Source organism: Aurantimonas aggregata, assembly GCF_010500835.1.
Classification (GTDB): Bacteria; Pseudomonadota; Alphaproteobacteria; order Rhizobiales; family Rhizobiaceae; genus Aurantimonas; species Aurantimonas aggregata.
Genome location: NZ_JAAAMJ010000001.1, coordinates 41,210 through 65,369, shown reverse-complemented (window position 1 = coordinate 65,369; position 24,160 = coordinate 41,210). Strand labels below are relative to the sequence as shown.

Annotated in this window: 20 protein-coding genes; 18 read left to right on the top strand and 2 right to left on the bottom strand. The window is 66.4% G+C overall.

All coding sequences use genetic code 11. From position 1 onward, the window contains the following. Positions 1-154 precede the first annotated feature (154 nt). The 7 genes from GTW51_RS00295 (at position 155) to GTW51_RS00265 (ending at position 10,878) form a co-directional block, all read left to right on the top strand. The gene (locus GTW51_RS00295) at positions 155-808 is read left to right on the top strand and encodes a protein-L-isoaspartate O-methyltransferase family protein (RefSeq protein ID WP_163041893.1); all 654 of its coding nucleotides are present in this window, start codon (positions 155-157) and stop codon (positions 806-808) included. A 105-nt stretch (positions 809-913) separates the two neighbouring features. Beyond that, entirely contained in the window at positions 914-2,419 is a 1,506-nt protein-coding gene (locus GTW51_RS00290) for a TolC family outer membrane protein (protein ID WP_163041892.1), read from the top strand. A 174-nt stretch (positions 2,420-2,593) separates the two neighbouring features. Next, on the top strand, positions 2,594-3,388 hold the full coding sequence (locus GTW51_RS24265; protein ID WP_163041891.1) for a PopZ family protein: 795 nt from the start codon (positions 2,594-2,596) through the stop codon (positions 3,386-3,388). Between the two features lie 123 nt (positions 3,389-3,511). Beyond that, complete coding sequence (locus GTW51_RS00280) at positions 3,512-6,352, top strand: valine--tRNA ligase (RefSeq protein WP_163041890.1); 2,841 nt, start codon at positions 3,512-3,514, stop codon at positions 6,350-6,352. A gap of 320 nt (positions 6,353-6,672) precedes the next feature. Beyond that, positions 6,673-8,088, top strand: a complete 1,416-nt coding sequence (locus GTW51_RS00275; RefSeq protein WP_163041889.1) for a long-chain fatty acid transporter — start codon at positions 6,673-6,675, stop codon at positions 8,086-8,088. A 245-nt stretch (positions 8,089-8,333) separates the two neighbouring features. Next, on the top strand, positions 8,334-10,058 hold the full coding sequence (gene ilvD, locus GTW51_RS00270; RefSeq protein ID WP_163041888.1) for a dihydroxy-acid dehydratase: 1,725 nt from the start codon (positions 8,334-8,336) through the stop codon (positions 10,056-10,058). Beyond that, a complete protein-coding gene (locus GTW51_RS00265; protein ID WP_163041887.1) occupies positions 10,045-10,878 on the top strand; it encodes a tetratricopeptide repeat protein in 834 nt (277 codons plus the stop codon). Before ilvD ends, GTW51_RS00265 begins: the two co-directional genes overlap by 14 nt. 24 nt (positions 10,879-10,902) lie before the next feature. Here the strand turns inward: GTW51_RS00265 and xth are convergent, their stop codons facing one another. Both xth and erpA read right to left on the bottom strand, forming a co-directional pair. Next, entirely contained in the window at positions 10,903-11,682 is a 780-nt protein-coding gene (gene xth / locus GTW51_RS00260; protein ID WP_163041886.1) for an exodeoxyribonuclease III, read from the bottom strand. A gap of 7 nt (positions 11,683-11,689) precedes the next feature. Further along, entirely contained in the window at positions 11,690-12,031 is a 342-nt protein-coding gene (gene erpA, locus GTW51_RS00255; RefSeq protein WP_163041885.1) for an iron-sulfur cluster insertion protein ErpA, read from the bottom strand. A 106-nt stretch (positions 12,032-12,137) separates the two neighbouring features. Between erpA and GTW51_RS00250 the strand changes: the two genes are divergently transcribed. From GTW51_RS00250 to GTW51_RS00200, 11 genes are all read left to right on the top strand, one after another. Further along, positions 12,138-13,352: a deoxyguanosinetriphosphate triphosphohydrolase gene (locus tag GTW51_RS00250; protein WP_281354552.1), complete on the top strand. Its 1,215-nt coding sequence runs from the start codon at positions 12,138-12,140 to the stop codon at positions 13,350-13,352. 109 nt (positions 13,353-13,461) lie between these two features. Beyond that, a complete protein-coding gene (argS, locus tag GTW51_RS00245) occupies positions 13,462-15,207 on the top strand; it encodes an arginine--tRNA ligase (RefSeq protein WP_163041884.1) in 1,746 nt (581 codons plus the stop codon). A 91-nt stretch (positions 15,208-15,298) separates the two neighbouring features. Then, positions 15,299-17,194, top strand: coding sequence for an SPOR domain-containing protein (locus tag GTW51_RS00240; RefSeq protein WP_163041883.1), 1,896 nt, complete (start codon positions 15,299-15,301; stop codon positions 17,192-17,194). Between the two features lie 116 nt (positions 17,195-17,310). After that, complete coding sequence (gene nagZ / locus GTW51_RS00235; RefSeq protein WP_246232453.1) at positions 17,311-18,336, top strand: beta-N-acetylhexosaminidase; 1,026 nt, start codon at positions 17,311-17,313, stop codon at positions 18,334-18,336. An 85-nt stretch (positions 18,337-18,421) separates the two neighbouring features. Next, on the top strand, positions 18,422-19,534 hold the full coding sequence (locus GTW51_RS00230) for an ABC transporter ATP-binding protein (RefSeq protein ID WP_246232450.1): 1,113 nt from the start codon (positions 18,422-18,424) through the stop codon (positions 19,532-19,534). A gap of 45 nt (positions 19,535-19,579) precedes the next feature. Then, positions 19,580-19,813, top strand: a complete 234-nt coding sequence (locus GTW51_RS00225; RefSeq protein WP_163041881.1) for a twin-arginine translocase TatA/TatE family subunit — start codon at positions 19,580-19,582, stop codon at positions 19,811-19,813. A gap of 76 nt (positions 19,814-19,889) precedes the next feature. Further along, complete coding sequence (gene tatB, locus GTW51_RS00220; protein ID WP_163041880.1) at positions 19,890-20,345, top strand: Sec-independent protein translocase protein TatB; 456 nt, start codon at positions 19,890-19,892, stop codon at positions 20,343-20,345. Further along, on the top strand, positions 20,342-21,160 hold the full coding sequence (tatC, locus tag GTW51_RS00215) for a twin-arginine translocase subunit TatC (protein WP_343033843.1): 819 nt from the start codon (positions 20,342-20,344) through the stop codon (positions 21,158-21,160). The genes tatB and tatC overlap by 4 nt, the downstream gene beginning before the upstream one ends. A gap of 47 nt (positions 21,161-21,207) precedes the next feature. Further along, positions 21,208-22,491 (top strand): serine--tRNA ligase, encoded by a 1,284-nt coding sequence (gene serS / locus GTW51_RS00210; RefSeq protein WP_163041879.1) that lies wholly within the window; start codon positions 21,208-21,210, stop codon positions 22,489-22,491. Then, entirely contained in the window at positions 22,491-23,246 is a 756-nt protein-coding gene (gene surE, locus GTW51_RS00205; protein WP_163041878.1) for a 5'/3'-nucleotidase SurE, read from the top strand. The genes serS and surE overlap by 1 nt, the downstream gene beginning before the upstream one ends. Beyond that, positions 23,243-23,893, top strand: coding sequence for a protein-L-isoaspartate(D-aspartate) O-methyltransferase (locus GTW51_RS00200; RefSeq protein ID WP_163041877.1), 651 nt, complete (start codon positions 23,243-23,245; stop codon positions 23,891-23,893). The genes surE and GTW51_RS00200 overlap by 4 nt, the downstream gene beginning before the upstream one ends. Positions 23,894-24,160: the final 267 nt, after the last annotated feature.

The window sequence follows — 24,160 nt, the reverse complement described above, 5'->3', positions numbered from 1 at the left end:
CGCCGCCAAAACAATAGCGGCCGGGGAGACGGCCGGTGCTTTCCGGGGCGGCAGCCCGTCCGAGGCAATATCGGGCGCTTGCGCCGCACCGGAGCCGCGACTAAGGAACCGGACGACCAACGGCCTAGATGCGATGCAACACGGGATGTCGTCGATGGATTTCGAATCCGCCCGCACGAAGATGGTGGACAACCAGATCCGCACGACGGACGTGTCCAGTCATGCGATCCTCAAGGCCTTCCTGCAGGTGCCGCGCGAGGAATTCGTTCCGGCCTCCCGCAAGCCGCTCGCCTATATCGACGAGGACGTGCCGCTCGGCGGAGGGCGCTACATCATGGAGCCGTCGCCCTTCGCCAAGCTGCTCCAATTGGCCGCGGTCCGGCCCGACGACGTCGTTCTCGATGTCGGTTGCGGCACCGGTTACGGCTCGGCGATCCTCTCCCATCTTGCCGGTTCGGTGGTATCGCTGGAGGAAGATCCAGAACTCGCCGCCCAGGCGACCGACAATCTCGGCCGGCTCGATTATGTCACCTGCGTCGTGGTGGAGGGGCCCCTGGCGGAGGGTTACGCCTCGGAGGCGCCCTACGACGTGATCTTCTTCGAGGGATCGGTCGAGACGCTGCCGGAGACCTTTTTCGAGCAGCTGCGCGAGGGGGGCCGGATGGTCGTCGTCGAGGGGCTCGGCAACGCGGCGGCGGCGCGGCTCTACATCAAGGACGACGAGGGGACCGTTTCCCACCGTTTCGGGTTCAATTGCAGCATCCGGCCGCTTCCTGGCTTTGGCAAGGCGGCAACATTCCAGTTCTAATCCATGTAGTCGTTGCACATTTGCCCCGCCATGCCGAGAAACTGCTGCTCATCGTGGCTAGCGGCTTGATCTTCAGCAGGTGAAACTGATCAATGTGCCACAGACATGGTTGACGGATTCGTACCTTGCGTACGGCTTGAAGCGGTCGCGGTGTATCGAGGGCTCGGGGTAAACGTTTTGCAAAAGAAGCTCTGGATCGCTCTTGCTCTCTCGGCGGGGACGCTGTTGTCGACCGGCCATGCGGTGGATGCCGAGACGCTCACCGGTGCGCTGGCCAAAGCCTATGCCAACAGTCAAGGCCTGAATGTTGCCCGCGCGCAGTTGCGTGCCACCGACGAGAACGTTCCACAGGCTCGGGCCGGCATGCGGCCCTTTGTCAGTGGTATCGGAACGGCCAATGCCAGCCGGAACAGAACCACGTTCGGCGACGACATCTCCACCGCCAGGGGGCGGACCGGTTCGATCGGCTTCGGCGTCGAGATAAGCCAGACTATTTTCGACGGGTTCCAGACACCCAACAACGTCGCAGCGGCTCAGGCGCAGGTGCGCGCCTCCCAGAAGAACCTGGCCAATACCGAGCAGAACACGCTGTTCGACGCCGTCGCCGCCTACATGGACGTGCTGCGCGATCGGCAGATTGCCACGCTGCGGCGCCAGAATCTCGGCTTTCTCCAGGAGCAGGTCCGCGCGGCGGGCGCCCGCTTCGAGGTCGGCGAAGGCACACGGACGGACGTCGCCCAGGCTGAATCGCAGCAGGCTCTGGCCACAGCTTTGCTGAACAGCGCCCTCTCGCAGGTCGCGGCGAGCGAGGCGACCTATTTCGATGTGATCGGTGACCCGCCGACCGATCTCGAGCCCGGCCGGGCGCCGATGGATGTCCTGCCGAAGTCCGTCGATTCCGCCTTCGCGATCTCGCAGCAGGAACATCCTGCGATCCTCGCCACGCTGGCAGCGGTGGACGCCTCCGCCTTCCAGGTGAAATCTGCTGAAGGTGCACTGCTGCCGCAGCTGAGCGTGGTAGGCCAGGTCAACGACACCTATTCTCTCAGCAAGTCTGAGGGCGGCGATCTTCCGGGCGTGGACACGTCGGCGGGACGGCCGAGCGTCAACACGCAGAACGAGGTTTCCGCGACCATCGGGGCGCAGCTGACGATCCCGATCTATCAGGGTGGCCGCGCCAGCTCGGTCGTCCGCCAGTCCAAGGAAGTGCTGGGCCAGCGCCGGATCGAGGTTGACAACGCACGCGACCAGGTTCGCGCCGCGGTGGCGACGTCCTGGGCCGAACTGCAGGCCGCCCGCGCCAACATCACGGGCTTTCAGGCGCAGGTGCAGGCGGCAAGATTGGCGCTCAACGGCGTGATTGAAGAGCGCAATGTCGGCCAGCGCACGACGCTCGACGTCCTGAACGCCCAGGCCGACGTGATTTCGGCACAGATCCTCCTGGTCGGCTCGCAGCGCGACGAGGTGGTTGCAGCCTACGGCCTGCTGTCGGCGACCGGCTGGCTTTCGGCCGAACGCCTGTCGCTCGCCGGCCGCAAGTATGATCCGCAGGATCACTACATCCAGGTCGAGGACAAATGGTTCGGCCTGCGCACGCCGGACGGCCGCTGATATCGGGCGTCTTCGCCGGGCATGAGTCCGGCTGGCCACACGGCCTGCAGTAAGTTGGTGATAGTCCCGTCGGACGACATTCCGGGATTCACCTTGAGGCCACCGAAGCTTAGGCTCCACGCACGATTCGCTCGATAGGGTGCCGCCCTGTCGTGCAACCTGCGGGAGCTTCCCATGAGCAATGCCCTTCCGGCCCCCGATCCGTCGATGGACGAAATCCTCGCGTCGATAAAGCGCATCATTGAGAGCGGGGACGAGAAGGTCGCCAGGCGTTCTCCGACGGATGCCGGAAGCCGGGCTGTTGTTTCGTCGTTCCCCGCCAGCTATGCCGCGGCGCTGCGACCCATGGCCGACGAGCATCGCGACGAGACGCTCGATGATCAGGGCGCAGGCCATTCCCATGCCCGGTCCGAACTGCGGGACCGCGATGAAGATTTCGCGCAGCGTCTCCCCGATACCAGCGAGGCTTTCCTGACGCCGGACGAGGAATCGGCGATCAGCCGGGCCGCATTCGGCAGCAACCGGTTCGACGACGACGCCTTCGAATCCGAACTGGTCCAGCTGATCGGCGACGGCGACGAGGGTGCCGACGAAGGTTTCGCTGACGCAGATCAGGCGGACGACTGGGACGGACTGGCCCGCTTCGAGGCCGCCAACAGCGACGAGGCAGGCCGTCGTCGATCCCCCCAAGAGGATCAGGACGAGCCCCCGTTCGGGCCTGCGGGGGCGCTAGCCGACCCCGCCGAGACTCACCGGATCATCTCCCAGGAAGCCGGCGCGCGCGTCGCCGCCTCGTTCGAGGATCTGGCTCGGGCGATGCGGGAGGACCAGATGCGGTCGGTGGAGGATGCGGTGCAGGACATGCTGCGTCCGATGCTGCAGGAATGGCTCGACGACAATCTGCCACGCCTTGTCGAGCGGCTGGTGCGCGAGGAAATCGAGCGCGTCGCGACCGGCGGTCGCCGCTAGGAAGAGACGCTCCGGGACGCGCGAATCAAGCCTCCGGACCGTCCGCCAACCGGGCGCTGCGTTGACAGTGCCGAAAGCGAGGCTGTAACCGGTGGCGACGCGCAACGCTCCCCCGGACACAGCATGATCGAGAAAACCTACGACGCCGCGGCCATCGAGCCGCGCATTGCCCAATGCTGGGAAGACGCCGGGGCATTTCGCGCCGGTGCCGGCGCGGCTGAGGGGGCAGAGCCCTTCTCGATCGTCATCCCGCCGCCCAACGTCACTGGCTCGCTGCACATGGGCCACGCGCTGAACGACACGCTGCAGGACATCCTGGTGCGGTTCGAGCGGATGCGCGGCAAGAACGTCCTGTGGCAGCCCGGCCTCGACCATGCTGGCATCGCGACGCAGATGGTCGTCGAGCGCCAGCTGGCGGAGCGACAGGAGCCAGGGCGCCGCGCCATGGGGCGCGAGGCCTTCGTCGAGCGGGTCTGGCAGTGGAAGGGCGAGTCCGGCGGGGCCATCCTCGGCCAGCTGCGCCGGCTCGGCGCGTCCTGCGACTGGTCGCGCGAGCGCTTCACCATGGACGATGGCCTGTCGAAGGCCGTCCTGCACGTCTTTGTCGAGCTCTACCGCAAGGGGCTGATCTACAAGGACAAGCGGCTGGTCAACTGGGACCCGAAGCTGCTGACCGCGATCTCCGACCTCGAGGTCGAACAGAGGGAAGTGAAGGGCCATCTCTGGCACTTCCGCTATCCGCTTGCCGACGGCGTTACCTACGAGCATCCGTACAATCTGGACGAAGAGGGCAACCGCACCGCCTGGAAGCCTTCGGACGGAGAACCGGCGGGCTACGAGACGCGCGACTATCTCGTCGTGGCGACAACGCGGCCGGAGACCATGCTGGGCGACAGCGGCGTCGCGGTTCACCCCGAAGATCCGCGCTACGGGGATCTCGTCGGCAAGCACGTCATCCTGCCGCTGGTCGGCCGCCGCATCCCGATCGTTGGCGACGAATACCCGGACCCGGAAGCCGGGACAGGTGCGGTCAAGATGACGCCGGCACATGATTTCAACGATTTCGAGGTCGGCAAGCGCCACGACCTGGCGATGATCAACGTCTTCACGGTGGCCGCCGCCATCACGCTCGAGGAGAACGAGGACTTCCTCGACGGGCTGGAGCGCAGCGAGGCGCTGGCCGAGACGATCGTCGAGCTGGAAGGCCAGGACCGCTTCGTCGCCCGCGAACGCATCGTCGTCATGATGGACGCGCTTGGCCTCCTCGCCGGCGTCGAGGACCATCCGCACACGGTGCCGCATGGCGACCGCGGCGGCGTGCCGATCGAGCCGTACCTGACCGACCAGTGGTATGTCGACGCCAAGACGCTGGCGCAGCCGGCGATCTCCAGCGTGCGCGAGGGCCGCACCAAGTTCGTGCCGAAGAACTGGGAGAAGACCTATTTCGACTGGATGGAGAACATCCAGCCCTGGTGCATCTCGCGCCAGCTCTGGTGGGGGCACCAAATCCCGGCCTGGTACGGGCCGGACGGCGAGATCTTCGTCGAGAAGAGCGAGGAAGAGGCCGTCGCCTCTGCTTTGTCGCATTACGTGACCAACGGGACGATCAGCGACGACGAGGCCCGGGCCATGGCCGCCGACCCCGCTCGCCGCGACGGTTTCCTGCGGCGCGACGAGGACGTGCTCGACACCTGGTTCTCGTCGGGCCTCTGGCCGTTCTCGACGCTCGGCTGGCCGGAGAAGACGCCGGAACTGGCGACCTATTATCCGACCAGCGTCCTCGTCACCGGCTTCGACATCATCTTCTTCTGGGTAGCGCGGATGATGATGATGGGAATCGAGTTCATGGGTGAGGAGCCGTTCCACACCGTCTATGTCCACGCTCTCGTGCGCGACAAGACCGGTGCCAAGATGTCGAAGTCGAAGGGCAACGTCGTCGACCCGCTGGAGCTGATCGACGAATACGGCGCCGACGCGCTGCGCTTCACGCTGGCGATCATGGCCGCGCAGGGCAGGGACGTGAAGCTCGATACCCAGCGCATCGCCGGTTATCGGAATTTCGGCACCAAGCTGTGGAACGCCACTCGCTTTGCCGAGATGAACGGCGCGGTTCACGGCGCGGCGGTTAATACCGAAGCGCTGACGCTGCCGCTCAACCGCTGGATCGTGACGGAACTCGCCCGGACGGCCGAGGAGACGCGGGCGGCGCTGGAGGCGTACCGCTTCAACGACGCCGCGGCGGCGCTCTACCGCTTCGTCTGGAACACCTTCTGCGATTGGTACGTGGAGCTCGCCAAGCCCGCGTTGGCGGGAGACGATGTCGCCGCCAACGAGGTCCGGGCGGTTACCGGCATGGTGCTCGACCGTATCTTCGCGCTGCTCCATCCGTTCATGCCGTTCGTCACGGAGGAACTCTGGGCGGCGACGGTCGAAGGACAGCGCCCGCGGCTGCTGTGCCATACGGAATGGCCGGCACTCGACTTCGCCGATGCGGAGGCCGCCGACGACATCAACTGGCTGGTCGACCTCGTCAGCGAGATCCGTTCGGTCCGCTCCGAGATGAACGTGCCGGCGGCAGCCGAGGCGGCGCTGGTCGCCATCGGCGCCGATGCGCTGGCGATGCAGCGGCTCGAACGGCACGGGGCGGCGCTGCAGCGGCTGGCGCGCGTCACGTCGGTTTCTGCGGCGGAGCAGGCGCCTGAGCAGGCGGCGCAGATCATCGTCGGCGGCCTGACCTTCGCGCTGCCGCTGGCGGGGATGATCGACATTGCCGCGGAACGCGTGCGTCTCGAGAAGGCGCGGGTGAAGGCCAGCACCGAGATCAAGCGCATCGACGGCAAGCTCTCCAACGAGCGCTTCGTCGCCAACGCGCCTGATGAAGTGGTCGCGCAGGAGCGCGAGAAGCAGGCGGCCTACCGGGCCGAGGAAGAGAAGCTCTCGGCCGCTTTGGAACGGCTTCGCTGAAGCGCCCCGCCTGCCTCGGAGGTGTCACAGTTCTGACACGGTCGGGGCAGGATCGGTTCAGTCGCTAACCGGCTTCATGCGTTCGGCGCCCGGGTGGGGGCCGAACGGCCCGCTTTCGAGCATTCATTATCCAGAAATTACAGCGTGTTATGCTGTGTTTTTGGTCGCAGGCCACTCGTCCAGACTGCTGTTGCTGGATTGCCGCAATTGTGGCCCTCACGTAACGAAGTGTGTTCCCGACCGGCATTTTCTCGTTTACGTTCGCGTCAACTGCTGATGGGCGGAGGCGCGCAGCAGAGAAAATGTGTGAGGGGGAAACTATGTCATATTTCCGCATGATCATGACCGGCGCAACGATCGCAACGATCGCGCTGTCCTCGACGGCACTGGCCGGGGGCTTCCAGCGCGGTACCGCCGACACCGACATCCTCTACGAGCCGGGAACGTTCAACATGCGGACCGGCGTGACCTACATCTCGCCGCAGCGTGGATACGAATCGGTCAACGGGGTTGGCGGCGATTTCGGCGATTTCACCGGCAACTACACCATCCCTTCCTACTCCGTCGGGTTCGGCGGCGACATGTTCGGCTGCGCCGGCACCTACACGGAATCCTTCGCGGCGACAGCCGACTACACGGACACGCTGGATGGCGCCCTGCCGCGGCAGGTAAGCTCGACGCAGAGCACCTCGAACGCCGACCGGCTCAACTTCGCGGGAGCGACCTCGACGTCCCGCACCCGGACGATCGGCTTCGATTCCAATGAATTCGGCCTGACGTGCCGGGTCAGCTACACGGCCGATATCGGCCGATTCAGCTTGCTGGGCGGCGTGTTCGCGGAGGATTTCAGCTTCGAGGGATCCAGCTACGGCAACCGGTTCATCAATGGTCAGGTCGCGCAGACCGGCCCGTCGGGTCAGCTCTTGGTCGGTGGGCTCACCCGGGCCGTACCCGGCGCTCAGATCACCGTTCCGTCGCTGGTCGAGGTCGACTCACAGGGCGGATACAAGGCTGGCTACCGCGTCGGTTTCGCCTACGAAAAGCCTGAAATCGCCCTTCGCGCGCAGGTCCTCTACCGATCCGAAGTCGAGCACGACAATGTCAACGGCACCGGCACGGTGACGATCACCGATACCGCCTACGCCTCCCTGAATGGCCAGGCCATATCGGTCCCGATCCCGCTGCAGCTGGGGATCAACGCAGCCGGCGCCCAGGCTGGCCTCGTCACCGGCCGTGTCATCGACGTCGAGTCGAGCCTCAACACCGCGATCAGCCCGCAGAGCCTGACGATCAACGCACAGACCGGCATCGCCGAGGGAACGCTCCTCATCGGTTCGTTCCGCTGGACCGACTGGAGCACCAACAAGTCTGTCGTCAGCACGATCTACAGCCCGCAGACCGGCGAGTCGTCGAGCTACTCGCCCTATAACTGGCGTGACGGCTATACCGCATCCATCGGCATCGGCCGGGCCTTCAACGAACAGATCTCGGGGGCGATCGCCCTCGGCTACGACCGCGGCGTGTCGACCGGTTCGGAAACGACCTACACGGATCTCTACACCGTCGCGGGTGGCGTCTCGTTCAAGGCGAACAAGTGGAGCGAACTGCGCTTCGGCGGTGTCGTCGGCTATTGGACGGATGGCGACCAGTCGATCAGCGACGGGGCATATTTCGACGGCAGCGTCGGCGAAGACCTCGTGATCGGCGGCAACGCATCGTTCAAGTTCACCTTCTGAAAATTCGCTGAAATCACGAAGCCTCGTTGGTGGAAGGGCGCGTCTATGGGCGCGCCCTTTTCGCGTTGAAGGTTCCGGCTTCGTTCCACGAAAGACCGGATGTGTGATTGACGCAACACTATTGCAACGCTGCATCCCCTATAGTCGGTGACGGAAAATCCGCCGCGTTACCGCCACAAAACGCCGTCACCCCGGACGGAGCGCGGAGGTGCGGCTCGGTGCTTTGTGAAGAGTTGGGAGAGACGATGGACTCGCACGTTTTCGACAAGAAGAACCTGCCCAGCCGCCACGTGACGGAAGGGCCTTCGCGTGCGCCGCATCGCTCATACCTTTACGCAATGGGTCTGACCAAGGAAGAGATTCACCAGCCGCTGGTGGGTGTCGCTTCCTGCTGGAACGAGGCCGCTCCCTGCAATATTTCGCTCATGCGCCAGGCCCAGGTGGTCAAGAAGGGCGTCGCTGCCGCCCGCGGCACGCCGCGCGAATTCTGCACCATCACCGTCACCGACGGCATCGCCATGGGCCACCAGGGCATGAAGGCGTCGCTGGTTTCGCGCGATCTCATCGCCGACTCGGTCGAGCTGACCATGCGCGGTCATGCCTATGACGCGCTCGTCGGGCTGGCCGGCTGCGACAAGTCGCTGCCCGGGATGATGATGGCGATGGTCCGGTTGAACGTCCCGTCGGTGTTCATCTATGGCGGCTCGATCCTGCCCGGAACTTTCCGTGGCCAGCAGGTGACGGTTCAGGACATCTTCGAGGCGGTCGGCAAGCATTCCGTCGGCGACATGAGCGACGACGATCTCGATGAGATCGAGCAGGTGGCCTGCCCCTCCGCCGGATCTTGCGGCGCGCAGTTCACCGCCAACACGATGGCGACCGTCGCCGAAGCGATCGGCCTCGCGCTGCCCTATTCCTGCGGCGCGCCGGCGCCCTATGAGATTCGCGACCGCTTCTGCTACGCGTCCGGCGAAATCGTCATGGAGCTGCTCGCCCGCAACATCCGGCCGCGCGACATCGTCACCCGCAAGGCGCTCGAAAATGCTGCTGCCGTGGTGGCCGCGACCGGCGGTTCGACAAACGGCGCGCTGCACCTGCCGGCGATCGCGCATGAATGCGGCATCGAATTCGACCTGTTCGACGTCGCCGAGATATTCAAGAAGACGCCCTACATCGCCGACCTCAAGCCGGGCGGCAAATACGTCGCCAAGGACATGTTCGAAGCCGGCGGCATTCCGCTGCTGATGAAGACGATGCTGCAGCACGGCTACCTGCACGGCGACTGCATGACCGTCACCGGCCGGACCATCGCCGAGAACATGGAAAAGGTGGCCTGGAACCCGCACCAGGACGTGGTGCGCGAGGCGAACAACCCGATCACCGTGACCGGTGGCGTGGTCGGCCTGAAGGGCAACCTCGCCAGCGACGGCGCGATCGTGAAGGTCGCCGGCATGAAGAACTTGCGCTTCTCCGGCCCGGCACGCTGCTTCGATTCGGAGGAGGCCTGCTACGCGGCCGTCTCCAAGCGCGACTACAAGGAAGGCGAGGTGCTCGTCATCCGCTACGAAGGGCCGAAGGGCGGACCCGGCATGCGCGAGATGCTGTCGACCACCGCAGCAATCTACGGCCAGGGCATGGGAGACAAGGTGGCGCTGATCACCGATGGGCGCTTCTCCGGCGCGACGCGCGGCTTCTGCATCGGCCATGTCGGTCCGGAGGCGGCGGTCGGCGGCCCGATCGGGCTGCTGCGCGATGGCGATATCATCACCATCGACGCCGTCGAGGGCACGCTTGACGTTGCGCTATCGGATGACGAACTGAAGCTGCGTGCCGAAGCCTGGCAGCCACGCGAGACGGACTACCAGTCGGGCGCCATCTGGAAATATGCCCAGCAGGTCGGGACGGCCCGCAAAGGCGCTGTGACGCATCCAGGCGCCGCCGCAGAGAAGCATTGCTATGCGGATCTCTAGACGAATCGCTCTTTCGGCGTCGTTCGCCGGCGCCATGCTGTTTTCGGCAGGCGGCGCAGCGGCACTGGATCCGGCTGCCCGGGTGAACCCGGAGGCAGGACCGCTGGAGCTGTTCTCCTTCGGCTTCAAGGCCTATCAGCGTGGCGAAAAGCTCGAGGCGTTCGAGGCCCTGCGCTACGCCGCTGACAAGGGGCATCCTGGCGCCCGCTGGAAGCTCGGCAAGATGTACGCCGACGGCGACGGCGTGCCCGAAAACGACTACGAGGCCTTCAAGATCTTCGAGCAGATCGTTCGCGATCAGGACGAGGATGGCGGCGGCTATACCAACGCCGCCTATGTCTCGAGCGCCGTCGTCGCGCTTGGCGACTACCTGCGCCGGGGCATTCCGAGTACCCCGGTCGGCTCGGACCTGCCGCGCGCGCGGCAGTTCTATTTTCATGCCGCTTCGTTCTTTGGCGATCCCAAGGCGCAGTTCGAACTGGGCCGAATGATCCTGCAGGGGGAGGGCGGCAAGGCCGACGCACGGCAGGCGGCGCGCTGGCTGAAGCTGGCGGCTGAAAAGGAGCATGTCGGCGCTCGGGCGCTGCTCGGCTATCTGTTGTTCGATGGCGAGAAGATTTCCCTGCCGGCGCAGCCCGTGCAGGGTCTCGGCATGCTGACCCTGGCGCTCAAGAGCGCGTCGACGACCGACGCGCAGTGGATCCGTCCGTTGCAGGAAGAGGTCTTCGCGATGGCCTCGGAAGCCGATCGACGCACGGCGCTGGCCTATGCGGAGCAGCAGCTGGCATCGGCGGGCAGCGCCTCCGTCGCCAAGAACTGACGGGCCGCTTCCTCTCCTCGGCCGTCAGGCGAGTTCGATCAGCACAGGCACGTGGTCTGAGGGCTTTTCCCAGCCCCGGACATGGCTGTCGATCCCGGCCGACACGAGTTGGACCTGCGCTTCCGGCGAGAGCAGCAGATGGTCGATGCGGATGCCGTTGTTCTTCTGCCAGGCGCCGGCCTGATAGTCCCAGAACGTGTAGGTGCCCGCCGCGTCGGTCGACGCGCGCAGCCCGTCCGCGAGGCCGAGATTGAGCAGCCGCCGGTAGGCCGCCCGGGTCTCCGGCTGGAACAGCGCGTCGTCGCGCCAGACAGCCGGATTGGCGGCGTCCGCCGGCTCGGGGATGACATTGTAGTCACCGGCGAGGACCAGCATTTCCTCCCGCGCCAGCGACTGTTTCGCGTGGGCGATGAGCCGGTCCATCCAGGCGAGCTTGTAGGTGAATTTTTCCGTGCCGATCGGATTGCCGTTCGGCAGATACAGCGAGGCGACACGCAGCGTCTGGCCGTTGAAGTCCCATACGCCTTCGATAAACCGTGAATGCTCGTCGGCCGTGTCGCCGGGCAGCCGCGGCTCGATCGACAGCGGCTTCTGCTTCGACAGCAGCGCGACGCCGTTGAAGCCCTTCTGGCCATGCGTCTCGACATGGTAGCCGAGCGCCTCGATCGGCTCGCGCGGGAAGGTCTCGTCGACGCTCTTGATCTCCTGCAGGCAGGCGATGTCGGGCGAGCGCGCAGCGAGCCAGGCAGTCAGGCCCTCGATGCGCGCCTTGACGCCGTTGATGTTCCAGGTGGCGATGATCACGTGTGGGTCAGACCGAGAAGCTGGTGCCGCAGCCGCATGCGGCGACCGCGTTCGGATTGCGGATCTGGAAGGACTGCCCCATCAGGTCGTCGACAAAATCCACCACCGAGCCTTCGAGATAGGCCAGCGAGACCTGGTCGATCAGCACCCGGGCGCCGTCGCGCTCCAGCACCAGATCGTCCTCCTCGCGCTCGTGCGTCAGGTCGTATTTGTAGGAGAAGCCGGAACAGCCGCCCCCTTCGACGGAGATCCGCAGCGAGTCGGCGTCCGCACTGCGGGCGAGAATCGCCGCGATGCGCCGGGCGGCGGTGTCGGATATCGTGACGGGCAAATTGATCGTGTCGCTCATCTGGTACATCGGCGCAGCGGCTTTCGCCGGGGCCGCTCCTTGTTCGCGGGCTCTTCCCTAAGTATGGAGCGGGGAGAGGCCGGTCAATCGGGACACATCGTTTCCCATGCAAGTGAACACGATCGCACAGATCGGAATGGGCGGTCTGGCGCGCGCCGCCTATGCCGTGCAGCCGGAGGAAACGCGGGGCCGGCTGTTCGCCGAAGCGGCCAGCCCGACGCGCACACCCTTTCAGCGCGACCGCGACCGTATCGTGCACGCGACGGCGTTTCGCCGGCTGAAGCACAAGACGCAGGTCTTCGTGGCGACCGAAGGCGACCATTTCCGCACGCGGCTCACCCATACGATCGAGGTCTCGCAGATCGCCCGTGCCTTTGCCCGGGCCCTGCGTCTCGACGAGGACCTCACTGAGGCCATCGCGCTCGTCCACGATTTCGGCCACACGCCGTTCGGCCATGCGGGCGAGCGGGCGCTGGACCGGCGGATGCGGCCCTATGGCGGCTTCGACCACAATGCCCAGTCGCTGCGGATCGTTACCGCACTGGAACGCCACTACGCCGAGTTCGACGGGTTGAACCTTGCCTGGGAAACGCTGGAGGGCCTCGTCAAGCACAACGGGCCCCTGGTTGGACCGAATGCACCCGAAGCTTGTCCAGTGCCACGGCCGATCGCCGATTTCGACAAGTTGTTTCCGCTCGATCTCGCCAGCTTCGCCAGCCTCGAAGCCCAGGCCGCGGCAATCTCGGACGACATTGCCTACAACACCCACGATCTCGACGACGGGTTGCGGGCCGGGCTGATCGATCTCGACGACCTTGCGGGGCTCGACCTTGCCGGGGCGATCCTCGCCGAAGTCCGCGCGGCCTATCCCGCTCTCGATCCGGCCCGCACGGCGCACGAGATCATGCGGCGGCACATCACGCGGATGGTGGAAGACGTCATCGAGACGACGGTCAGGGGGATCGGTGACCTGGGACCCGGCGACGCGGCAGCGGTTCGCGGCGCGGACCGGACGCTCGTCGCCTTCTCGGCGCCGATGCGGGCGGCCGTCGACCAGACGCGACGCTTCCTCTTCGAGCGGGTCTATCGCCATGACAGCGTCATGCGCGTCATGCGGACCGCCGAAGGGATTGTCGAGAACCTCTTCGACCGGCTGATCGAGCGCCCGGACCTGATGCCCGGGGCCTGGAGTGTCGCCTCCGATCGTCTCAGCGACGACCGCCTGGCGCGCCGGGTGGCCGACTATCTCGCCGGCATGACCGACACCTATGCCCTGAGCGAACACAGCCGGTTGTTTGACGCCACGCCGCGTTTGCGCTAGCCGGCCAGTCTCCCTTCAGGCCCGATCGGCACAGGCGGCAGGCGATCCAGCAGGTCGTACCAGGCCGGACGACCGGCCCGGACGCTCCGGAATCATGCAAGGCAATCGGATGAACATCTTCGCTGACTTCGAGAACCGGGTGAGACACGCGGTGGAAACAGTTCTGTCGGATGGCGAAATGCCTTCTCAGGACCTCTCGCGCGTGACCGTCGAGCCGCCGCGGGACGCGACCCATGGAGACCTGGCGACCAACGCCGCGATGGTGCTGGCCAAGCCGCTCGGGGCAAAGCCGCGGGAACTGGCGACGAAGATCGCCGCGCGCCTCGCCCGCGATCCGGATGTCGAGACGGCCGAGGTCGCCGGCCCGGGCTTCATCAATCTCCGGCTGAAGCCGGGCTTCTGGTCGGCGCATCTCGCCGACATCCTGACGGCGGGTACCGACTACGGGCGCGGCAAGCCGACCGGCCGCAAGGTGAACGTCGAATATGTCTCGGCCAATCCGACCGGCCCGATGCATGTCGGCCATACACGCGGCGCCGTTGTCGGCGACGCCATCGCCAACATCCTCGCCTTCGTCGGCGCCGAGGTCACCAGCGAATACTACATCAACGACGCCGGCGAGCAGGTGAACGTTCTCGCCCGCTCGGCCTTCCTGCGCTACCGCGAGGCGCGGGGCGTGACGATCGGCGAGATCCCGGCCGGGCTCTATCCCGGGGACTACCTCAAGCCGGTGGGCGAGGCGCTGGCCGCCGAATACGGCGACCGGCTGGCCGCGATGGACGAGGCCGAGTGGCTGCCGCTGGTCCGCGAGCGGGCGATCACGGCCATGATGGCGATGATCCGCTCCGACCTGAAGCTCCTCGGCGTCGAGCACGACGTGTTCTTCTCCGAGCGCAAGCTGCACGACGAGGGCCTTATCGGCGCGGCAATCGAGGATCTGCGCGCCAAGGGCTTCATCTACCAGGGAGCCCTGCCGCCGCCGAAGGGCCAGGTTCCGGAGGAGTGGGAGGATCGCGAGCAGACGCTGCTTCGCTCGACCGAGGTCGGCGACGACCAGGACCGGCCGCTGGTGAAGTCCGACGGCGCCTACACCTACTTCGCCGCCGACGTCGCCTATTTCCGGGACAAGTACCGGCGCGGCTTCGAGGAGATGGTCTACGTGCTCGGCGCCGACCATGGCGGCTACGTCAAGCGGCTGGAAGCGGTGGCGCGCGCCGTGGCCGGCGAGACGGCGCATGTCGACGTGGTGCTCTGCCAATTGGTGAAGCTGTTCCGCAACGGCGAGCCGGTCACCATGTCGAAACGCTCCGGCAGCTTCGTCACGCTCGCCGACGTGGTCGAGGAGGTCGGCCGCGATCCGGTCCGGTTCATGATGCTCTACCGCAAGAGCGATGCGCCGCTCGACTTCGACTTCGAGAAGGTGACGGAGCAGTCGAAGGACAACCCGGTCTTCTACGTGCAGTACGCCCACGCCCGCGCCGCCGCGATCTTCCGCCAGGCGGCGGAGACCGGCATCGCCGCGCCCGACTTCGCCCGGGTTGGCGAGATGGATCTCGCGTGCCTGACCGACGAGGGCGAACTCGGCCTGATCCGCAAGCTCGCCGAGTTCCCCCGGCTGATTGCCTCGGCCGCAGAGGCCAAGGAGCCGCATCGGCTGGCGTTCTACCTCTACGACGTCGCGGCGACGTTCCATGCCCAGTACAATCGCGGCAAGGACTTGCCGCACTTACGGTTTGTTAACCCTGACGAGCCAAAAGTGACTGAGGCTAGACTGGCCCTGGTTCGGGCAGTTGCCATCGTCATCAAATCAGGACTCGGCCTCGTTGGGGCCGACGCTCCGGAAGAAATGCGGTGAGCCATCACGCTTTGGTCAACTTCCTCTCATAGCGCTGGAACACGGAGGCCTTGGGCCTCCGGCGCGAGGGGAACAGGCGGGGACGATGTCGATGGGGGAATTGACGGACGACGAACGCGGGGTCGGCAGACAGGCCGAGCCGTTCGATGACGATCCTTTCGCGGAACTCGCCAGGTTGATCGATACGACGGAGGCCGAGCGGCCTGCGGTCGCGCCGGCACCGCCCCTGGAGGAACTACACTTCGAATCTGTTTCGGACCCTGAGTTCGATCTCGACATGGACGCCTTCGCCGGCGCGCTCGACGAAGAGCTGGCGCGCGATAGCGTCAGCTCGGCCGCAGTCGTGGCGGCAGCGCCACCGGTCGCTTCCGCGGTTCCCGCCCCGAAGGCTGCGGCGTCCTATTCCAGCTGGTTGTCGCCTGCACCGCGCATGCCGGTCGTGACGGTACCTGCGGCTCCCTCCGTTTCGTCGGCAGCGCCATCTGCCCAGGCCGCAGCCGAGGAGCCGGTCTCCGACCCGGTCCTCGAGGCAGCGTTCCGCGGGCTTTCGGCGCCCGCCAATCCGCGAGACTCGAAGTACCAGGAGAGTGAGGCGTTCGCACCGGCTCGCAAGGCGGACGCTGCGGCCCATGAACCCACCGCCCAGCTCTTCGACGATTTCGATGCGTTGATCGCCAGTGAACTTGCGGCCATGCAGAAGCCGGTACCGGCCGTTCCCGCCGCCGAGGCTACCCCGGTCTTCGCGATGTATGGTTCGGCCGAAAGGGATGCGCCGGCATCCGGCCATGAGGACTATTCGCAGGCGGATCCCGAGGTGCGTCAGGCAGCCCATGCTGCCCGTCGACAGGCGGGGTCCAGCCGGCGCGTAGGCTTTGCCGCGACCGGTGCCTCGCCGGGCGCAGCGCGGCAGCCAATGTCCCGGCGAATGATGAGCGTCGGCGCCAGTCTGCTCGTCATCGCGCTGGTTGGCGGTGCGGGCGCCTACATGCTCACCGGTGACGGCGGAAAGGTCTACGACGCGCCACTCATCGTTCAGGCGGACCCTGAGCCGGTCAAGGTAGCGCCGAAGGATCCGGGCGGACGGGCGATCCCCAATCAGAACAAGGCCGTCTACGAGCGCGTCCAGAGCGCCGACGCTGCCATCGAGCCCTCCCAGCAGACTCTGCTGACTGCGGCCGAGGAGCCGGCGGAACTGCCGCAACCGGAACCCGAGCCGGCTTTGTCGGATCTGCCCGGCGTCGACCTGAACCCCATCGGGACCGCGTTGGCAGCCGAACCCATCCGCGTTGCCGATGCGGGCGACAGCTCGCCGATCGCGGTCCTGACGCCGCGGCGTGTGCGGACGCTGACGGTAAATCCCGATGGCACGCTGGTGGCCACAGAACAGGTGCCGTCGACGTCGCTGCAGGAACTGCGCGGCGAGAACCCGGCTCTGATCGAGGCGGCGTCTCGTCCGATCGGTTCCCTGGAGACTGGCGCGCCGGCGGCGCAGGCCGCCTCCGACACGGCGGCAGAAGGCGATCCCGCGCCTGGCATCCCGATGCCGTCGATGAAGCCGGGAACCGAGCCGGCTGCCCCGGTGCAGGTCGCGGCCGCAGCGCCCGCAGAGCCGCAGCCGACCGCCGTCGTGACGGAAGCGGCTCCCGCTGAAGTACCGGCGGCCATCGAGGCGCCTGCGCCGGAGCCGGTTGCGACCGAAGTCGCAGCCCTCCCGGCGGCGACGCCGCCCGCTGCTGCCGCAGAGGGCAGCTACTACGTCCAGATCTCGTCGCACCCGTCCCGGGAGGCTGCCGAGGACTCTTCGCGGACCCTCGGCCAGCGCTTTTCCGACGTCATCGGCGGTCGCAGCCTGGTGATCCAGTCGGCCGACATTCCGGGCAAGGGCACCTATCACCGCGTCAGGGTCGCCACCGGTTCGAAGAACGAGGCCAACGATCTATGCCAACGGTTGAAATCCGCCGGCGGCAGCTGCTTCGTGTCGCGCTAGGCGCCGCGACGCTCGGCCTTCTCGGCCGGTCCTCGGGGCCGGCCTTTTCCCCCACATCATCATCGGGCGGGCCGGCCGGCCGCGATTGCGGCTCGGCGTCGTCCCCGGAGTGCAGCATGAGCGGATCGAAGGCGTGGATTGCCGCGCCCCTGGGACAGCGTCTGTCGGCGGAGGAGCGTGCCTTCTTTGCCGGGGAGCGGCCTTACGGCTTCATCCTGTTCGGTCGCAACATCGCCAGCGGCAGCCAGCTGTCCGATCTCGTCGCGGAACTGCGTGATGTCGGCGGGCGGGAATCGACACCGATCTTCGTCGACCAGGAAGGTGGGCGCATCAATCGCCTGAAGCCCCCGCTGGCGCCGAGCTATCCGACGCCCGCCGACATCGGGAAACTCCATGCGGCGGACGCCGAAGCCGGCGAGCGAGCTGCCTGGCTGCAGGGGCGGCTGCTGGCCGCCGACCTGATGCCCTACGGGATCAATGCCGACTGCATTCCCTGCGTCGACGTGCCGGTGCCGGGCGCCAACTCCGTCATCGGCGATCGCGCCTATGCCGAGACGCCGGCGGCTGTCGCCGCGCTAGGCAAGGCGGTGGCGGAGGGGCTGATGGCGGGCGGCGTGCTGCCGGTGATGAAGCACATACCCGGCCACGGCCGCGGCAATGCCGACAGCCACCACGCGCTGCCGGTCGTCGCCACGAGCCGGGACGAGCTGGCGCGTACCGACTTCGCGCCGTTCCGTGCGCTTCGCGCCCTCCCGGCAGCCATGACGGCGCATATCCTCTACAGCGACATCGATGCGTCGGCGCCGGCCACCTTGTCGCCGAGCGTCATCGGGGACGTCATCCGGACCGAGATCGGCTTTGACGGATTGTTGATGACAGACGACATGTCGATGAAGGCGCTGGCCGGTGATCTCCTCGATCTCGGGCGGAGGGCCCTCGAAGCCGGCTGCGACGTGCTGCTTCATTGCAACGGCGAGATGGACGAGATGCGCCGCATCGCCGCGGCCGCCGGGCCGCTCAGCGGCGATGCCGAGCGCCGGGCGCGCGATGCCGAAGCCGTCATCGCGCGAGGGATCGCCGGCGCCAGAGACGACGCGGCATTTCGCGCGGAATACCAAGAGTTGATGAGCCGTATTGCCTGACATGTTGCCGCCACAGGCCCGAAGGCGTAGCGAAGGCCCCGTCGGCGACACGCACGCTGATGGCAGCGAGCGAGCGGGCCAGGACTTGCAGGACCACGATACCGTCTCATCAAAGACCAGCGGCCGAACGAGTGCCGGCGTCAGCTTCGCGGCGCGGCTCAGCTTCGAGAACGTCTCCCACGCGGCCGGCTCCGTCCAGATCCTCGATGGCATCGACCTGACGGCCGAGCCCGGCGAGGTGCTCTGTCTTCTGGGGCCTTCCGGCTCCGGCAAGACGACGATGCTGCGGGTCGCCGCCGGGATCGAGCGGCAGAGCGCCGGGCGGTTGGTCCTCAACGGTCAGGAGATTGCCGGCGACAAGGTGTTCGTGCCGCCGGAGCGGCGCGGCATCGGCCTGATGTTCCAGGATTTCGCGCTGTTTCCGCACATGACGATCCTCGACAATGTGCGCTTCGGCCTGACCGCCATGCCGGGGGCCGCCGCCCGGAAGGAAGCGCTGGTCGCGCTCGAACGGGTCGGGCTCGCCAGTGCCGCCGGCCAGTATCCGCACACGCTGTCCGGCGGCGAGCAGCAGCGCGTCGCGCTCGCCCGGGCGCTGACGCCGCGGCCGTCCGTCTTGTTGATGGACGAGCCGTTTTCCGGTCTCGACAGCCGCCTCAAGGACGTCGTGCGCACCGACACGCTGCAGATCCTGCGCGAGAGCCGGGCGACCGCGATCATCGTCACTCATGATGCGGAGGAGGCGATGCGGCTCGGGGATCGCATCGCGCTGCTGCGGGACGGGCGGATCGTCCAGACCGGCACTGCGGCCGAACTATACAGCCGGCCGGTCAATCTCTTCGCCGCCGGATTCTTCTCGGAGCTCAACGTCGTCGAGGGCGAAGTTCACGGCGGACGGGTCGTGACGGCGCTCGGACCCGTCGCAGATTCGTCATCATCCGACGGTACGCGGGTGACCGTTGCCCTGCGTTTAACAGGGCTGCGGCTCGACGAGCGGCCCGGCGGCGTATCGGGACGGATCACCGCAAGGCGCTTCCTCGGCGGCGTCGACCTGATGACGGTGGCCATCGAAGGGCTCGACAAGCCGCTTCGTTCGCGGATGCGGGCCGGAATCGTGCCGGCGACCAAGCGGGATGTCGTTGTTTCCGTTGATCCGCAGGACGTTATCGTGTTTGAAAAGTCCGCCGACGATCGTTAGCATGGCGAAAGCGAGCGCGCTCACGCGCTCATAGGAGATTTGGTTATGGGTAGCTTCAGCATCTGGCACTGGCTCATCGTCCTCGCCGTCGTGCTGCTTCTCTTCGGTCGGGGCAAGATTCCCGAGCTGATGGGCGATGTCGCCAAGGGCATCAAGAGCTTCAAGAAGGGCATGTCGGAGGAAGAGACCGAAGCCGCTGCCCAGGAGCGCCGCGCGCTCGACCATCGCGAAGGCGATGTCGTCGCCCGCGACGTGAAGACGGAAAAGTCGGTCAGCTGACAGGTCGATCGGCGGCGGAGGGCGCGGGGCGTGCCGCTCCGCCACCGTCTCGCGTCGTCGCCTTCGAGTTAATGACATGTTCGATATCGGCTGGACCGAGCTACTGGTGATCGCGGTCGTCCTTGTGGTCATCGTCGGCCCCAAGGACCTGCCGCGGATGCTGCGGACGTTCGGGCGCACCACCAAGCAGGTGCGTTCGATGGCGTCCGATTTTCGCCGCCAGTTCGACGATGCGCTGCGCGAGGCCGAACTCGACGAAGTCCGCCAGACGGTGGCCGACGCCAAGAAGTTCGACCCGACCAAGGACGTGCGCGCGGCGATGAATCCGATGAAAGCGATCGGCGATGAAATACGCTCATCGCTGACCGCGGCGACCAAGGCGCCGGAGCCGAAGGTGCCGTCGCCGACGGCCCCGGCAGAGCCTGCCGAACCGGATAAACCCGGCTCTACCGCGCCGACAGAAGCGAATACCGATGCCGGCGCGGCGTCGACGAGCGAGGCCAAGGCCCGCAAGACCGAGGACGCCGCGTGAGTGCACCCAAGGACGATATCGAGGCCTCCTCCGCCCCGCTGATGGAGCATCTGCTCGAGCTGCGGCGTCGGCTGATGTGGAGCATCGGCGGCTTCATGATCGCCTTCATCTGCTGCTTCTTCTTCGCCAAGGAAATCTTCAATTTCCTCGTCGTGCCCTACCAGACGGCGACTGTCTGGGCCGGGATAGACGACCGCCAGGTCGAGCTGATCTACACCGCGCCGCAGGAATTCTTCTTCACCCAGGTGAAGATCGCGGCGTTTGGCGGCCTGTTCCTGGCCTTTCCGATCATCGCCAGCCAGATCTACAAGTTCGTCGCGCCCGGCCTCTACCGCAACGAGCGCCACGCCTTCCTGCCGTTCCTCGTTGCAACGCCGGTGCTGTTCCTGATGGGGGCGATGCTGGTCTATTATTTCTTCACCCCGATGGTGATGTGGTTCTTCCTGTCGATGGAACAGACCGGCACCGGCGGCCAGGCGGCGATCCAGCTGCTGCCGCGGGTTTCGGAATATCTGTCGCTGATCATGACGCTGATCTTCGCCTTCGGGCTGGTGTTCCAGCTGCCCGTCGTGGCGACATTGCTGGTGCGGGCAGGCCTCACGACAGCGGACGGCTTGGCGTCGAAGCGCAAATACGCCATCGTCATCGCCTTCGTCGCTGCGGCGATCCTGACGCCGCCCGATCCGGTCTCCCAGATCGGTCTTGCCCTGCCCACGATCCTTCTCTACGAGGTGTCGATCATTGTGGCGCGGATGATCGAGAAGAAGCGGGCGGCCGAGGCGCTCGGCGGCGACGGGGCTCAAGCCGAGAGCTGAGACCCGCGACCCGTGTCCCGTCGCATTTCGACGGGAACGGGAATTTCATGCTCGACATCAAGTGGATACGGGAAAATCCGGAAAAGCTGGACGAGGCTTTGGCGCGTCGCGGCGCTCCGCCTGCCGCCGCCGACCTGATCAAGCTCGACGAGGCGCGCCGGGAGCATCTGAAGCGCCTGCAGGAGCTTCAGAACCGGCGCAACGAAGCCTCCCGCGAGATCGGCAAGGCCAAGGCCACGAAAGACGAGACGCTGGCCGAGCGGCTGATCGCCGAAATCGCCGAGATCAAGGCCGAGATCCAGGATGGCGAGGAGACCGAGCGGCGTCTCGACGGCTCTCTCGAGGACGCGCTGGCGCGGATTCCGAACCTGCCGTTCGACGACGTTCCGGTCGGCAAGGACGAGGCAGACAATGTCGAGCTTCGCCGGGTCGGCGAGCGTCCCGACTTCGCCTTCAAGCCACGGGAGCATTACGAGCTCGGCGAGGCCATGGGCCTCATGGACTTCGACCAGGCCGCGAAGATTTCCGGCTCCCGTTTCACCATCCTGAAGGGCGCCCTTGCGCGGCTGGAGCGGGCGCTCGGCCAGTTCATGCTGGACCTCCACACGAGCGAGCACGGCTACCAGGAAGTCGCCGTACCCTTATTGGTGCGCGACGAGGCGCTGTTCGGCACCAGCCAGTTGCCGAAATTTGCCGAGGACCAATTCCATACGACGGAAGGCCGCTGGCTGATCCCGACCGCGGAAGTGCCGCTGACCAATCTCGCCCGCGAGCGCATCATCGACGTCGCCGAGCTGCCGATGCGCGTCACGGCGCTGACCCCATGCTTTCGCTCGGAAGCCGGATCAGCGGGACGCGATACGCGCGGCATGCTGCGCCAGCACCAGTTCAACAAGGTCGAGATGGTCTCGATCACGACGAGCGATACGTCCGTCGACGAGCACGAGCGCATGACCGGCGCCGCCGAGGAAGTTCTCAAACGCCTCGGGCTGGCGTACCGGGTGGTGACGCTGTGCACCGGCGACATGGGCTTCGGCGCCCGCAAGACCTACGACATCGAGGTCTGGCTGCCGGGGCAGGGCGCCTATCGCGAAATTTCCAGCTGTTCGGTCTGCGGCGACTTCCAGGCCCGCCGGATGAATGCGCGCTACCGCGCCGAGGGCGAGAAGGCGGCGCAGTTCGTCCATACGCTGAACGGGTCCGGCGTCGCCGTCGGGCGGGCGCTGATCGCGGTAATGGAGAACTACCAGAACGAGGACGGCAGCATCACCGTCCCGCCGGTGCTCCGGCCCTATATGGGCGGAATTGACCAGATCGGGGGACCCGGCTGATGCGTCTTCTCCTTACCAACGACGACGGCATCCACGCCGAAGGGCTGGCGGTCCTCGAACGGATCGCCCGGACGCTGACCGACGACGTCTGGATCGTCGCGCCCGAGACCGACCAGAGCGGCCTGTCGCATTCGCTGACGCTGTCCTCGCCGCTGCGGCTGCGCGAGGTCTCCGAGAAGCGCTACGCTCTCTCGGGAACGCCTACGGACTGCGTGATCATGGCGGTGAAGCGCCTGATGGACTCGCCGCCGGACCTCGTCCTTTCCGGCGTCAATGCCGGCCAGAACATCTGCGACGACGTCACCTATTCGGGCACTGTCGCCGGCGCCATGGAGGGCACGATGCTCGGCCTGCGCTCGGTGGCGCTCAGCCAGGCCTTCACGCCGGGACGCGATCGCGAGGCGCTGTGGGAGACGGCCGAGCGCCATGCACCCGCCGTGCTCGAACGATTGGCCGGCTTCCCGCTGCCGCGCGGCCACCTGATCAACATCAACTTCCCGGCCGTGCCGGCGGACGAGGTGGCCGGCGTTTCGGTGACGCGGCAGGGCAAGCTCGACTATTCGCTCGGCATGGAAGAGCGCCGCGACGGCCGGGGCTTTCCGTATTTCTGGCTGACCTTCGGCCGCCAGGCCGGGGCGGAAGTCGAGAATTCCGACATCGCCGCGCTGCAGGCAGGCCGCATATCGATCACGCCGCTGCAGCTCGACCTGACCGCGCACGAACTGCGCGACGATCTCGGCGCGCTGTTCGCATGAACCCGGAGGGCCGTGACCGCGAAGATCTCGCGGCCTTCCTGCTGGCCTTGCGCTCGCAGCGGATCGGCGGACCGACCCTGCACCAGGCGGTGGCCTCGGTGCCGCGGCGACTGTTCGTTCCCGATGGCGTCGAGGATGCCTACGAGGACCGCGCTGCCCCGCTGGCCTGCGGCGAGACGATGCCGGGTGCGATCGCGGCAGCGCGTCTCGTGGCGGCGCTCGAGCTCGAGCCGGAACACCGCGTCCTCGAGATCGGCACAGGCAGCGGCTACGTGACCGCGCTTCTCGCCCGCATGACGGCGCACGTCTCCTCCTTCGATCGCTTCCGCGGGCTGGTCGAGCCAGCCGGCGCGCGCCTGAAGCAGGTCGGGGTCACCAACGTCTCGCTCTTCCTCGAGGACGGGCGGGACGGCTTTCCCGGCGGGGCGCCCTTCGACCGGGCAATCGTCCATGCCGCGTTTCCGAGCGTGCCCCGCCAGTTCCTCGAACAGCTCGGCATGCAGGCGGTGCTGATCTGCGCGATTGGCCCGGGCGACGGCGAGCAATCGCTGGTTCGGCTCCGAAAGGTCGGGAGCCGATTCGAGCGCGAGGATCTCTGGCCCGTCCGTTACCAGCCTCTGGCCTTCGGAACCGCCGAAGTTCTCTGAGCGACGAAGCGCGGCCGATCGCGACGGCGCGCCATGCATCCGACAGAGCTCGAGGCGGTGGAAAACTACTGCTTTCGTGCCGCGGCGGCACAGAATCGACGTCCGTCTCCAGAGACTTAACCCGGCAGTAACATTAACGCGCTTCAATGCTCCCGAGAGTGAATTTCTGCGTGCAAGGGACGGCGATGCGTATCGATGTGCTGAAACCTCTACGGCTCCGTATGGTGCGTTCCGCTGCGATGGTTGCCCTGGCGGGCCTCGCGGCCG